The 12,795-nt window shown below is 44.4% G+C and carries 12 protein-coding genes; 4 read left to right on the top strand and 8 right to left on the bottom strand.

The genetic code is table 11. The features are described from left to right. Positions 1-14 precede the first annotated feature (14 nt). Both cdaA and DDV96_RS03820 read left to right on the top strand, forming a co-directional pair. Positions 15-788 carry a diadenylate cyclase CdaA gene (gene cdaA / locus DDV96_RS03825; RefSeq protein WP_116693417.1) on the top strand — a complete coding sequence of 258 codons (774 nt, stop codon included), beginning with the start codon at positions 15-17 and terminating at the stop codon, positions 786-788. Positions 789-981: 193 nt separating this feature from the next. Then, positions 982-1,833, top strand: a complete 852-nt coding sequence (locus tag DDV96_RS03820; protein WP_116693416.1) for a DUF3667 domain-containing protein — start codon at positions 982-984, stop codon at positions 1,831-1,833. Here DDV96_RS03820 and DDV96_RS03815 read toward each other — a convergent pair. Continuing rightward, positions 1,785-3,548 (bottom strand): ABC transporter ATP-binding protein, encoded by a 1,764-nt coding sequence (locus DDV96_RS03815; RefSeq protein WP_116693415.1) that lies wholly within the window; start codon positions 3,546-3,548, stop codon positions 1,785-1,787. The two genes, DDV96_RS03820 and DDV96_RS03815, sit on opposite strands and share 49 nt — an antisense overlap. Positions 3,549-3,644: 96 nt before the next feature. Continuing rightward, complete coding sequence (truA, locus tag DDV96_RS03810; RefSeq protein ID WP_116693414.1) at positions 3,645-4,388, bottom strand: tRNA pseudouridine(38-40) synthase TruA; 744 nt, start codon at positions 4,386-4,388, stop codon at positions 3,645-3,647. 215 nt (positions 4,389-4,603) lie between these two features. Between truA and DDV96_RS03805 the strand changes: the two genes are divergently transcribed. Beyond that, positions 4,604-5,095 (top strand): metallophosphoesterase family protein, encoded by a 492-nt coding sequence (locus tag DDV96_RS03805; protein WP_116693413.1) that lies wholly within the window; start codon positions 4,604-4,606, stop codon positions 5,093-5,095. Positions 5,096-5,356: 261 nt separating this feature from the next. Here DDV96_RS03805 and DDV96_RS03800 read toward each other — a convergent pair whose 3' ends face one another. Beyond that, positions 5,357-5,767 carry a DUF4293 domain-containing protein gene (locus DDV96_RS03800; protein WP_116693412.1) on the bottom strand — a complete coding sequence of 137 codons (411 nt, stop codon included), beginning with the start codon at positions 5,765-5,767 and terminating at the stop codon, positions 5,357-5,359. Between the two features lie 201 nt (positions 5,768-5,968). Here DDV96_RS03800 and rho point away from each other — a divergent pair, with 201 nt between their 5' ends. After that, the gene (gene rho, locus DDV96_RS03795) at positions 5,969-7,624 is read left to right on the top strand and encodes a transcription termination factor Rho (RefSeq protein ID WP_116693411.1); all 1,656 of its coding nucleotides are present in this window, start codon (positions 5,969-5,971) and stop codon (positions 7,622-7,624) included. A gap of 185 nt (positions 7,625-7,809) precedes the next feature. Here rho and DDV96_RS03790 read toward each other — a convergent pair whose 3' ends face one another. The 5 genes from DDV96_RS03790 to DDV96_RS03770 all read right to left on the bottom strand — a co-directional run bounded on the left by DDV96_RS03790 (position 7,810) and on the right by DDV96_RS03770 (position 12,759). Beyond that, positions 7,810-9,066, bottom strand: a complete 1,257-nt coding sequence (locus DDV96_RS03790; protein WP_206073999.1) for an asparagine synthetase B — start codon at positions 9,064-9,066, stop codon at positions 7,810-7,812. A 422-nt stretch (positions 9,067-9,488) separates the two neighbouring features. Continuing rightward, positions 9,489-9,776, bottom strand: a complete 288-nt coding sequence (locus DDV96_RS03785) for a type II toxin-antitoxin system RelE/ParE family toxin (RefSeq protein WP_116693410.1) — start codon at positions 9,774-9,776, stop codon at positions 9,489-9,491. Further along, on the bottom strand, positions 9,769-10,008 hold the full coding sequence (locus tag DDV96_RS03780) for a ribbon-helix-helix domain-containing protein (protein WP_116693409.1): 240 nt from the start codon (positions 10,006-10,008) through the stop codon (positions 9,769-9,771). The genes DDV96_RS03785 and DDV96_RS03780 overlap by 8 nt, the downstream gene beginning before the upstream one ends. Before the next feature lie 76 nt (positions 10,009-10,084). Beyond that, on the bottom strand, positions 10,085-11,638 hold the full coding sequence (gene dnaB, locus DDV96_RS03775) for a replicative DNA helicase (RefSeq protein ID WP_116693408.1): 1,554 nt from the start codon (positions 11,636-11,638) through the stop codon (positions 10,085-10,087). Positions 11,639-11,805: 167 nt separating this feature from the next. Beyond that, positions 11,806-12,759: an acetyl-CoA carboxylase carboxyltransferase subunit alpha gene (locus tag DDV96_RS03770; RefSeq protein WP_116693407.1), complete on the bottom strand. Its 954-nt coding sequence runs from the start codon at positions 12,757-12,759 to the stop codon at positions 11,806-11,808. Between the last annotated feature and the right edge of the window lie 36 nt (positions 12,760-12,795).

Below are 12,795 nucleotides of genomic sequence, written 5' to 3'. Positions count from 1 at the left end.
AAAGCCCACATCCTTTGGAATTTTTAGACCTGCGCATTATAGACATCATCGATATTTTACTGGTAGCCTTTTTGCTGTACTACCTCTACAAGCTGATAAAAGGGACGGTCGCCATCAATATTTTTATCGGGATTGTTATCATCATTGGTATTTCTGAATTGACCAAACTCCTGCAAATGGAACTGTTGAGCAAGATACTGGGCGGTTTTTTGGGCGTGGGGATGTTTGCCTTGATCGTGGTGTTTCAACAGGAAATACGAAAATTCCTATTGATGGTGGGCTCTACCAACCTCAACGCACGGAAACGGTTTTTTAAACAATTCAGGTTGCTATCCAAAGAAGCCGGCATCACCACCAACATACGAGCCTTGATAGACGCCTGCCGTTCTATGAGCGAAAAGAAAATGGGCGCTTTAATGGTGATACAGCGCAACAACAGCTTGGATTTTGTGAAAAACAGCGGCGACGAAATGAACATTGAAGTGAACAAACCCATCATAGAAAGTATTTTCTTTAAAAACAGCCCCTTGCATGACGGTGCCATTATCATAGAAAACAACACCATTACCGCTACCCGGGTTATTTTGCCGGTATCGAACGACCGAAACATCCCGTTGCGGTTTGGGCTGCGACACCGGGCTGCCGTGGGCATTTCGGAGAAAACCGATGCCGTTTGCTTGGTGGTTTCTGAAGAAAACGGACAGATATCCTACTTAAAAGACGGCGAGTTTGTGATGTACAATGAGCTGGAAGACCTCGCCAAGCAACTGGAAAACGATTTGACGTAGGTGTGGGGTGGTGGGTGCTGGGTGATGGATGCTCGATGCTGGGTGTGGGGTGATGGATGAAGGATGGTGGGTGATGGGTGATGGATGCTCGGTGCTGGGTGATGGGTGTTGGGTGATGGATGTTGGATGATGGGTGTGGGGTGATGGATGCGGAAAGTGCTATAGAGATAAAACGTTGTGAAAACTGCACCTTATGAAGTGTAAAAACTGTAGACAGACACTGGCTTTAGCCACTAATTATTGCAACGAATGTGGCGCCAAGGTCATCACGACCCGATTGACGCTCCGCTATCTTTTAACTGAAATGTACCGTTCTTTTTTCAGTATTGATTCCAATAAGCCTTTACGGACTTTTATTGATCTTTTTACAAAGCCAGAAGCGGTCATTGACGGGTACATCAATGGGGTACGGAAAAAGTACATTCATGCCTTCGGCTATTTTACGATTGCGGTTACGTTTTCCAGTGCATTTTATTTTATTTTCCTGAAGTTTTTCCCCGAAACGTTGGACGGCATGCTCATGTTCCAGCACAACGATGCGACCCAAATGGAACTGGGGCGCACTATTTTCCGAGGTGTTTTTGAGTACCAGACCTTCATGTTCTTTGCACTGGTACCGGTACTGGCACTGCTGTCTTGGATTGTTTTCTTAAACAAAAAGAAATACAACTATGCAGAACATTTAATTATAAACCTCTACTGCTATTCGCAAGCTTCCATTATAAGCATTGCCCTGTTTTTCCTTACATTCTGGCACCAAACGCTTTTCGGGCTGCTCTCCATGGTTTCCCTGCTTATTCAAATTGGTTACTTTGCGTATGCCCTTAAACGGATTTTTAACCTTTCAGCAGGACAGCTTTTTCTAAAAACCCTTTATTTCTTTGCCCTGTTGATTCCGCTTTATATCATTTTTTCGATCCTTGCTTTTGGCATTATGCTTGCCAGTGGAAGTTTTGACGGGGTGATAGAAGCCGAAAAAGCCCGTCAAGGCATTTCTTACACAGCCTCTTCGGCCATGAACTGGACTTCGTACAGGTTGCGGTAGTAGCCGTTTTCTTTTTTAAGCAGTTCTTCGTGGGTGCCCGTTTCCACGATTTTACCGGCGTCCATTACCAGTATTTTATCGGCTTTTTTAATGGTGGCCAAACGGTGTGCGATCACGATGGAGGTACGGCCTTTGGTAATTTTTTCGGTGGCGTTTTGAATGAGCTCTTCGGAATAGGTATCTACCGAAGACGTGGCTTCGTCCAATACCAATACCCCCGGTTTGCTCACGTAGGCCCGCAAAAAGGCGATGAGCTGCCGTTGTCCGGAAGAAAGCATCGAGCCCCGTTCCTTAACGTTGTAATGATACCCATTGGGAAGCGTTTGTATGAATTTATGCACCCCGATTTCCTTGGCAGCGGCAACGACCTCCGCTTCGGTAATGGACGGGTCGTTGAGGGTAATGTTGTTGAAAATGGTATCGGCAAACAGGAACACATCTTGCAGCACCACCGCAATTTGTTTCCGAAGCGATTCCAAGGTATATTCCTTGGCATTGACGCCATCGATTCTAATTTCGCCTTTCTGGATTTCGTAAAAACGGTTCAAGAGGTTGATGATGGTCGATTTTCCGGCACCTGTTGCCCCAACAATTGCCACCGTTTCGCCGGGCTGTACCGTAAACGAAATCCCCTTGATTACTTCTTCGTCTTCGTTATACCCAAAATGCACGTTCTTAAACACAATTTCACCTTTGCTCTGCGGCATTTGTATGGTTCCCGAGTCGTCTATATGTGACTTGGTGTCTAAAATACCGAACACCCGATTGGCCGCCACCATCCCCATTTGTAGGGTGTTGAACTTATCGGCAATTTGCCGCAAGGGACGGAACAACATCTGCGCCAATTGTATAAAGGCCGTGATTATACCCAAGGTAATTACCCCACCACCGGCTGCATTGAGTCCACCGTACCAGACAATAAGGCCAATGGCGATGGAAGAGGCCATTTCGGCTATGGGGAAAAAGATGGAGTTGTACCAAACGGTCTTGATCCATGCCTTTTTGTGTTTTTCGTTGATTTGTTTAAACCGTTTGTATTCGGTTTCTTCCCGGGTGAAGATCTGCACGATTTTCATCCCCGATATCCGTTCCTGAACAAAGGAGTTCAAGTCCGCCACTTGGTTGCGCACCTCTTCGAAGGCTACTTTCATGGCCCGTTGAAACAAGCGGGTGGCGTAGAGCAACAAGGGCAGCATAGCAAAAACAATCAAGGCCAACTGCCAGCTTTTGTAGAGCATAAACCCAGCGATGACGACCATTTTAAGCAGATCGCTCAAAATCATGAACAACCCTTGGCTAAAGATGCTGGAAATGGTTTCGATATCGTTCACAGCGCGGGTGGTCAACCGGCCTACGGCACTTTTATCGAAGTATTTCATCCGGAAGCCCATCATCAAATTAAAGAGTTTTACCCGCATATCGCGCACTACGCTTTGCCCCAGCCAATTGGCATAGAATATAAATGCAAACTGGAACAGCACTTCGACCACCAAGGCCGCGACCATCAATAAAATATAATATTGCAGTCCATCGCCGTCTTTGGGGATGATGGATTTGTCTATGGCCAGCTGTATCAACTCTGGGCGAACAATGGCCAGTAAGGACATAGCAATTGCTGCAAAGGCCACGAAGTAGAACACCAAACGGTAGCTATTGGTGAATTTCAATAACCGCTTGAAGAGTTTAAAATCGAATGCTTTTCCTGATTTTGCCATACCATTTCCCGCAACGGCGGAACTCTTTTTTTACTTTTTTTCTATCCACAAAATTACAGCCTGCTACACTACTACAATAACCTTGAACACTATTTTTTAGTTTCTTATTGTTTTGGGATAGGTCACTTTTGTCAAATACAATCCATGTGCCGGCGCCGAAGCACCCGCTTTGCTCCTGTCTTTGTCTGCTATTATTTGGTTAAATGCCTTTAGGGATGTTTTATTAAAACCGACATCCAAAAGTGTGCCCACGATGGCGCGGACCATATTGCGCAAAAAACGATCTGCCGAAATGGTAAAAACCAATTGGTCGCCCTGTTTGCGCCAAAACGCTTTTTTTATAGTGCAATAATACGTTTTTACATCTGTTTTGGTGCGCGAAAAGCATTGAAAATCGTTATGGCCCAATAGGGTTTCGGCCGCTTTGTTCATCATTTCTACATCGGGCATTTTATGTATTTGATAGGCAAACCCTTGTAGAAAGGGGTCTTTTTTCAGGGAAACCACATATTCATATTCCCGTTCCACAGCATCGAAACGGGCGTGTACCGCTTGATTCACCTTAAAGATGTCCGCCACGGCTATATCTTTTGGCAGAAACGAGTTCAACCGGAACAGCAGGGCTGGGAGGTCTTCAATTTCAGCTACATCAACATGAGCAAACAACTGTTTTGCGTGCACGCCGGCATCGGTACGGCCTGCACCGGTAAGCTTTACCGGTTCTTTGAGCAATATGGAAAGCTTGGTTTCCAGAACCTCCTGTACCGTAATGGCATTGGGCTGAATTTGCCAACCAAAATAATTGGCACCGTTATACGCTATTTCAATAAAATATCGCAATGAATCCTTTATTTTTGAAAAAACACAAAAGTACGAAGTTTAAGGAAACGAAGTAGGAATTACGAGGTACGAATTTCGAAGTGTGAAGATGCGGGGTGCTGGGTGATGGGTGCTGGGTGATGGGTGCTGGGTGAGGGATGATGGGTGACGGGTGCTGGGTGAGGGATGATGGGTGTTGGATGGAGGGTGGACTAATGACTAATGACTAATGACTAATGAAAAAAATACTACTTCTTAGCGATACGCACAGTTATATGGGCGATGATATTTTGAAGTATGCGCGACAGGCCGATGAAGTTTGGCATGCCGGGGATATTGGTGATTTAAAGGTTACCGACACCTTGCAACAAGTAAAACCCCTTCGGGCCGTTTACGGGAATATTGACGATGACGAAGCCCGCAAGGAATTTCCGTTGCACAACCGGTTCATGTGTGAGGGGGTCGATGTGTGGATAACGCATATCGGGGGCTATCCCGGCAGCTACGACAAGCGCGTGCGGGAGGAGCTGTACCGCAACCCCCCAAAACTTTTTATTTGTGGGCATTCGCACATTTTAAAAGTCATGCCCGATAAAAAAACCGGACTGTTGCACATGAACCCCGGCGCCATTGGCAAGCACGGGTTTCATACCGTACGGACGATGTTGCGGTTTGAGATTGATAACGGGGACATTCGAAATTTGGAAGTTATTGAGTTTAAGCGGTGACTTCGGCTACGCTCAGCCACCGGTTTGATAGATTAAAATCGGTGGTTTCGATACAATTTTGAGAACAACTTTGTTGTTTCAAAATCACTCAACCACCTTAAATTAATTAATACAATTTTTAGCAGAAATTAAGGTGGTTAGTGATTTTTACTACATCCTTAGTTTCATTAAAAATTATATCGGAACCACTAAATCATAAAAAAACCCCCAAAGATGGCATTCTTTGGGGGTTCGCACTAAAATATACTAAGATGTAATGGTTTATCGCAAACGGTCCACAGATTTTACAAGGTCTTCGTCCCTTTTAATGGCCTTATTGGCCAGCACTAAAAAAACGATAGAAATGATGGGAAGCAAGACCCCAATACCCTTCTCTGAAACCAATGTTTCTCCGGATATGGTTAGCGACCTGTACACGAAAACTCCCAGTAATACAAAGTTTATAAGGATGTTTAAACGGTTAAGGACAAACTGCCGTTGCCGTTTTTTAAAACTCAAAATTGAAATCACAGCAAAGGCAATCGAGCCAAAAATAAGACCAAACACCAAGGGTTCGCCACGGTGGATCACGATGGTACCCGCTTCATCTTGCACCACTGGAAACCATAGGTACAAGGCTCCCATAATGAGTGCCGAAATGATTAAATAAACGGTTTGAATGCGCTGTAACATAACTTTTTTGCTGTTAGGGGCAAAAATAGGATTTCTTTTTTAAAAAATTATAACCAAAATTTAAAATATTGTTGTATTATTGCAGTATCTATTCGTAACCACTTCAATAACGGTTACTTAATCTTCAAAAAAAATATATTCGATAATTACACCTTCTCAAAGGTCTTTGATTATTATAATTAAACACACTAAGATTTTTACATGTTTGAAATTTCAGAATTAAAAGCGAAAAAGCTACCTGAGCTTCAGGAATTGGCAAAAAAGCTGAATGTCCCCAAGTACCGCAGCTTCAAAAAACTGGATTTGGTCTATCAAATACTCGATTACCAAGCTGCCAACCCCAAAGCGGTAAAAGAAATCGCCAAAGACGATTCAAAAGACACTCCTACTTCAAAAAAGAAAGACGATAAGGGCAAAGATTCCCAGAGCAAGCCCCGTCAACCACGGAGCAAAAGCACCGATTCCCGAAACACTAAAAAAAGCCAGAACACTAAAAACGAACCTAAAAAACAGGATTCAAAGCAATCTGACGACAACGATAAACGCGGAAGAAGTTCCAACGACAACAAGAAAAGTTCGTCCAGTTCTTCAGACAACAAGAAAAGCGCTTCAAACTCTTCGGACAACCGGAAAAAACATTCCAAGTCCAAAAAGGACAACAACGGCAAAAGCCAGCAAAAAGACCACCGCAACAACGGCAATAAAGATAACCGCAACCGCTATAAGGAACCCGACTATGAGTTTGACGGGATTATAGAGAGCGAAGGCGTTTTGGACATTATGCAAGACGGCTACGGCTTTTTGCGCTCCAGCGACTACAATTACCTGTCTTCGCCCGATGATATTTATGTGTCGCAATCGCAAATCCGATTGTTTGGACTAAAAACGGGCGATACCGTTTTTGGTGAGGTACGCCCGCCAAAAGAAGGTGAAAAGTACTTCCCGCTTATTAAGATTTCAAAAATAAACGGTCTTAACCCTCATGTGGTGCGCGATCGGGTTGCTTTTGAGCACTTGACCCCGTTGTTCCCACAGGAAAAATTCAACATTGCCGAACGGCAGAGCACCATTTCCACCAGGATCATCGATATGTTTGCCCCTATCGGAAAAGGGCAGCGTGGAATGATCGTGTCGCAACCTAAAACCGGTAAGACCATGTTGTTAAAAGACATTGCCAACGCCATTGCGGCCAACCACCCGGAGGTGTACCAAATTATTTTATTGATCGATGAACGCCCCGAAGAAGTAACCGATATGCAACGGAACGTACAGGGCGAAGTTGTGGCTTCTACCTTTGACAAAGAAGCTACCGAGCACGTGCGGGTTGCCAACATTGTGATAGACAAAGCCAAGCGATTGGTAGAATGCGGCCATGACGTGGTAATCCTGTTGGATTCCATTACGCGTTTGGCCCGGGCTTACAACACCGTACAGCCCGCCAGTGGTAAAATATTGAGCGGGGGTGTAGATGCCAATGCCTTGCACAAACCAAAACGGTTTTTTGGTGCTGCCCGTAACATTGAAAATGGCGGATCGCTGAGCATCATTGCTACGGCCCTTACCGAAACCGGCTCTAAAATGGACGAGGTTATTTTTGAAGAATTTAAAGGAACCGGCAACATGGAGCTGCAACTGGATAGAAAAATATCCAACCGAAGGATTTTCCCTGCCATCGACCTTACCTCTTCCAGCACGCGTAGAGACGATTTATTGCTTGATGACAACGTGATACAACGTATGTGGGTATTGCGCAAGTACTTGGCCGACATGAACCCAATTGAAGCCATGGAATTCATTAACGATAAAGTGAAACAAACCCGAAACAACGAAGAGTTTCTAGTATCCATGAACGGATAGTTTCCCACAAACCGATACTTAACCAATATCCAAACAAAAACCGGATCTACCTACTGTGGATCCGGTTTTTTTATTGTTGCCCATTGGGTTTCGATGCGTTTTTCTCCCGACCGTTTTCACTTAAAAAAAGATGCAGTTAAGCGTTTATGATACAACGCAGTGGGCCATTCTTTTTTTGCCCGTGTTCACGTCTTTTGTTTTTTCTTTTTGGCTGCTGGGAAGAGTACGTTGTTCAAAATCAAACGGTAGCCTGGCGAATTGGGGTGCAGGGCCAGTTCGGTTTTGGCATCCCCTACCCGGTGCTGGTAATCTTCAGGATCGTGGCCGCCATAGAAGGTAAAAAACCCTTTTCCTTTAATGCCGTGAATGTAGCGGGCCTCGCCGTTGGTTTTGTTTTCGCCCATTACCAATACATTGGATTTTACTTGGTTGCGTTCATAGGCGGTGGTTTGCCCCATAAACCCTTTTACCAAAGCCGTATGGTTTTGCACCAACATGGTAGGGATTGGGTCCCACTTGGCTGAATAATCCATTAAACTGAAATAATCGGTTTCCTTTGGTATGCGGCGTTTCGAAGTCATATCGATAGATGAAAACTCATAGACCATTGGGCTTCGCTCCAAGATAAAATCGGTAAATGCGAACGTCTTGCTGTAATCAATTTTGCTTTGGTAGCCGGGTTCGCTGGGGTCGCCGTCGAACATGGGTTCGCAAATATCCACGCCTTCGGCCGACAGTGCGATATCAAAACTATCGGTGGCGCTGCACATGGCGAACATAAAACCGCCGCCCACCACATAATCGCGTATTTTCAAGGCTACGTCTCTTTTTTCTTCTGAAACTTTGTCGTAGCCCAGTTCGGCCGCCAAGGCCTCGGCTTTCCGTTTTTCTTCAATATACCACGGGGCGGCGCGGTACGCGCGGTAAAATTTTCCGTACTGGCCGGTAAAGTCTTCGTGGTGCAGGTGCAACCAATCGTACAATATAAGCTGGTCGCTCAATACTTCTTTATCGTAAACCACCTCGTAGGGTATTTCGGCATAGGTCAATACCATGGTTACTGCATCGTCCCACGGCGGGTTGCCTTTGGGGGAATACACGGCGATTTTGGGTGCTTTTTCCAGCACTACGGCTTCCATGTTTTGTGATGGACTGCTGATGGTGGTGAGGATTTCTTCGGTTTTGCTGTTGGAAATCACTTCGAAGGAGACGCCTCGAATTTGGCATTCTTTCCGTATTTCTTCGGAATCGGGCATCAAAAAAGAACCACCGCGGTAGTTGAGCAACCATTTTACCTTTACTTGTCTTTCAAGTGTCCAATACGTAATCCCGTAGGCTTTAAGGTGTTCCTTTTGGCTTTCGGCATCCATGGGGATCAATATATAGGAAGCTGAGGCGTTTAAGGAAAAGAAAAGCAACAATAAAAAAGCTATATGTTTCATTTTGATAAAATTTCGGCTGTGATTTACAAGATACCCGATTTCACGGGAATAGATAACGGCAAATTTTGAGCCATATTGGATATATGAAAGATTTTTTGGGAATTGATTATCCTTGGTTGCAACACTATTTGAACGATCCTTCTTTATTTATGGTCCCGTCTTAACATAGGTTAACTAAAAACTATCAATTACTTATGGAAACACCAAAGACGGGCACCTGCTAAAAAACACTACCCAAGTATACGTTTCGACTTGAAACTTTCGACTATTGACCAAATTGCAAACGGGCAGGTATCCGTCAACTACGCCTCAAGCAAATACAACCTATCTTGGAGCACGGTTGACTATTGAATTAAAAATTGGGTGATTTTAGCAATACAACCAAACCTGGGATACAGTGATGCCCACAGTCTTTATTTCAGTTATAATTTTTCATTTAAATCTTGTCTTCCAACAATGGCCATTATTTCAACAATATTTTCATTAATTCTGTAATAAATACTATCAACTCCACAAACACAACGTCTATATCCTTTTTTAATGTACTCAACAGATTCAAAAGAAAAAGGACGTTCAGCAATGATGTCAAAATATTCAAAAAAGGATTCGAAATAGCTATCAGCTTGATCCATTCCAAACTTTTCAACCTCAAAATGGTGAATCCGAATCAAATCATTTTTTGCTTCGTTGGTAAGTTTGTATTTAGCCATTCAACAATGACTTTGATTGCGCTAAAATACCTTCTTTACTTTCATTTGTAAATCCACTATTTTCGGCTCTTTCCAATTTAGCTCGAACCCAGTCTAATTGAACTTGTTGTTTTCGGGCTTGCCTAATCAAGTCGTTAACTAATTCACTTTTGCTTGAATATTCCTTATTATCCACTTGTGATTTCAACCATTCGTCGTTTGGTTTTGTAAACGATATACTTTGTCTTGACATAACTTACATTTTGGTGTAAATATACATCAAAAACGCATCTTTTCCGAATAGCTGCAAAATCGATATAAAAAAATCCCTAAAAAGGCACCTCATTATCATCATCCGGTGGCAGGTCGTTGTTCATGGAACTGCCGAAGGCTTCATCTGCCGAGGGCAGGCTGTCGGTCTTAAAGGTGTCGTCGTTGGCAGCGTCGTTCATACGGGAATGGATTTCGCTGGGGATATCAAACCGTTCCAGGTTTTCGAAGCGTCCTAAGTGCCCCACAAAACGCAGGCGTATTTCGTCCAGCCCACCGTTACGGTGCTTGGCCACGATAAACTCGGCCTGGCCTTCGGTTGGGGTGCGCTCCTCGTCGTCCCATTCGTCAATTTTGTAATATTCGGGGCGATAAATAAACGATACAATATCGGCATCCTGCTCAATGGCGCCCGATTCACGAAGGTCTGACAGCAAGGGACGTTTGCTTCCGCCGCGGGTTTCCACGGCACGCGATAATTGTGAGAGGGCTATTACCGGAACGTTCAGTTCTTTTGCCAATGCTTTCAGGTTTCGGGAAATGGTGGAGATTTCCTGCTCTCGGTTGCCACCTTTTTGGTTGCCACCGGCTGTCATTAATTGCAAGTAATCGACCATAATCAATTTAATGCCGTGCTGGGAGGAGAGCCGCCTGGCTTTTGCCCGCAGGTCGAAAATGGAAAGCGAAGGCGTGTCATCGATGAACAATGGTGCTTTTTCCAGGCCTTTTACCTTTACGTTCAACTGTTCCCATTCGTGTTTTTCGAGGTTTCCGGTTCGCAGTTTTTCAGAACTCAATTGTGTTTCCGAAGAAATCAAACGCGTAATCAACTGTACCGAAGACATTTCCAACGAAAAGAAGGCCACCGGAATGTTGTGATCTACTGCAATGTTTCGGGCCATAGACAAGGTAAGGGCTGTTTTCCCCATACCTGGGCGCGCCGCCACGATAATTAAATCGCTGGGTTGCCAGCCCGAAGTGAGCTTATCGATGTCCTCAAAACCAGAAGGGATACCGGACAGCCCTTCCCTATTGGCGATTTCCTCAATTTTTTTCTTTGCTTGGATGACCAATTGCTGGGCCGTTTCGGAAGACCGTTTAATATTGCCTTGGGTAATTTCGTACAGTTTTGATTCGGCGGTGTCCAAAAGGTCAAAAACATCGGTGGTTTCATCGTACGAATCTTCAATGATTTCGTTTGAAATTTTAATCAAGCTCCGCTGAATGAACTTCTGAAGGATGATGCGCGCGTGGAACTCAATGTGTGCCGAAGAAGACACCTTTTGGGTCAATTGCACCAAGTAAAACTCCCCTCCCGCGGCTTCTAAGGTGGCGTCTTTTTTTAATTGGGACGAAACGGTTAATAAGTCCACCGGTTCGCTGTTTTCAAAGAGGGTATGGATGGCGTCGAAGATGTGTTTGTGGGCATCTTTGTAAAACACATCGGCGTGTAGGATATCGATTACTTCGTCCACACCTTTTTTGTCAATCATCATGGCGCCAAGCACAACCTCCTCTAAATCAATTGCTTGTGGAGGCAGCTTTCCTTTCTCCAAGGAAATTACCTGCGAAGACTTTGATTGATATTTGGTTTGTTGTTGTACTTTTTCCATAAGGCGAATGTAAAGAAAATTGTGAGTTGAACGGCTTGGGTTTACCGTTTCGATGTTAACCAGTCATCAACATTTCAACTGTTGATAACTTAAAAATATTGTTAATAAGGTACAAAAAAATCCCGAGACGCACCTCCGGATTTTTGTAAGGGTTGTTATGGTTGAAGTTAGCCTTTAAAGACTCCCATCTCGGAATATTTTTCCATCCTTAGTTTCACCAAATCGGTTGGTGATAAGATTTTTAATTCGTCATATACTTTTACGATGGTCTTGGAAACGGTGGCAAACGTTTTTTCACGATCGCTGTGCGCACCTCCCAATGGTTCTTTTATGATGGTATCGATCACTTTCAGTTTTTTGGCATCTTTGGCCGTGAGGTTTAGGGCTTCGGCGGCCTGTTCTTTGTGGTCCCAACTTCTCCATAGGATGGACGAGCAGTTTTCTGGCGAAATTACCGAATACCAAGAGTTTTCGAGCATCATCACCCTATCGCCAACGCCTATTCCCAAAGCGCCACCACTGGCCCCTTCGCCAATAACGATCACGATGATTGGCACTTTAAGGCGGGTCATTTCCATAATGTTGCGGGCAATCGCCTCGCCTTGGCCTCGTTCTTCGGCTTCCAGGCCGGGATAGGCCCCTGGGGTATCGATAAAGGTGACCACGGGCAGCCCGAATTTTTCGGCAGATTTCATCAATCGCAAGGCTTTGCGGTACCCTTCGGGGTTTGCCATCCCGAAATTACGGAATTGCCGCGTTTTGGTATTGTAGCCTTTTTGCTGGCCAATGAACATATAACTTTGATCGCCAATTTTACCAAGCCCGCCCACCATGGCCTTATCGTCCTTAAAATTACGGTCGCCGTGCAGTTCTAAAAAAGAATCCCCACATATAGCTTTAATGTAATCCATAGTATAGGGACGGTTGGGGTGACGGGACAACTGTACGCGTTGCCATGGCGTTAGGTTTTTATATATTTCTTTTTTGGTTTCTTTCAGTTTTTTCTCAATCTGCTTGCAGGTATTGCTCACGTCCACTTCGCTGTCGGCACCAATTTGGCACGCCTTCTCGTACTGTTCCTGCAAGTCTTTTATCGGTAATTCAAATTCAAGATATTCCATAGTATCTTTAGATTGTAGTTTTTCTTAGCATGCAAA

The organism is Marixanthomonas spongiae, from assembly GCF_003095375.1.
Lineage (GTDB): Bacteria > Bacteroidota > Bacteroidia > Flavobacteriales > Flavobacteriaceae > Marixanthomonas > Marixanthomonas spongiae.
Note: the sequence above shows the minus strand (reverse complement) of the source record. Positions and strands in the feature narration are given on the sequence as shown.

Excerpts from the sequence above, each read along its gene's own strand:
- DDV96_RS03820 (WP_116693416.1), top strand. The coding sequence starts at position 982 with ATGAAGTGTAAAAACTGTAGACAGACACTGGCTTTAGCCACTAATTAT.
- DDV96_RS03815 (WP_116693415.1), bottom strand. The coding sequence starts at position 3,548 with ATGGCAAAATCAGGAAAAGCATTCGATTTTAAACTCTTCAAGCGGTTA.
- DDV96_RS03805 (WP_116693413.1), top strand. The coding sequence starts at position 4,604 with ATGAAAAAAATACTACTTCTTAGCGATACGCACAGTTATATGGGCGAT.
- DDV96_RS03800 (WP_116693412.1), bottom strand. The coding sequence starts at position 5,767 with ATGTTACAGCGCATTCAAACCGTTTATTTAATCATTTCGGCACTCATT.
- rho (WP_116693411.1), top strand. The coding sequence starts at position 5,969 with ATGTTTGAAATTTCAGAATTAAAAGCGAAAAAGCTACCTGAGCTTCAG.
- DDV96_RS03790 (WP_206073999.1), bottom strand. The coding sequence starts at position 9,066 with ATGAAACATATAGCTTTTTTATTGTTGCTTTTCTTTTCCTTAAACGCC.
- DDV96_RS03785 (WP_116693410.1), bottom strand. The coding sequence starts at position 9,776 with ATGGCTAAATACAAACTTACCAACGAAGCAAAAAATGATTTGATTCGG.
- DDV96_RS03780 (WP_116693409.1), bottom strand. The coding sequence starts at position 10,008 with ATGTCAAGACAAAGTATATCGTTTACAAAACCAAACGACGAATGGTTG.
- dnaB (WP_116693408.1), bottom strand. The coding sequence starts at position 11,638 with ATGGAAAAAGTACAACAACAAACCAAATATCAATCAAAGTCTTCGCAG.
- DDV96_RS03770 (WP_116693407.1), bottom strand. The coding sequence starts at position 12,759 with ATGGAATATCTTGAATTTGAATTACCGATAAAAGACTTGCAGGAACAG.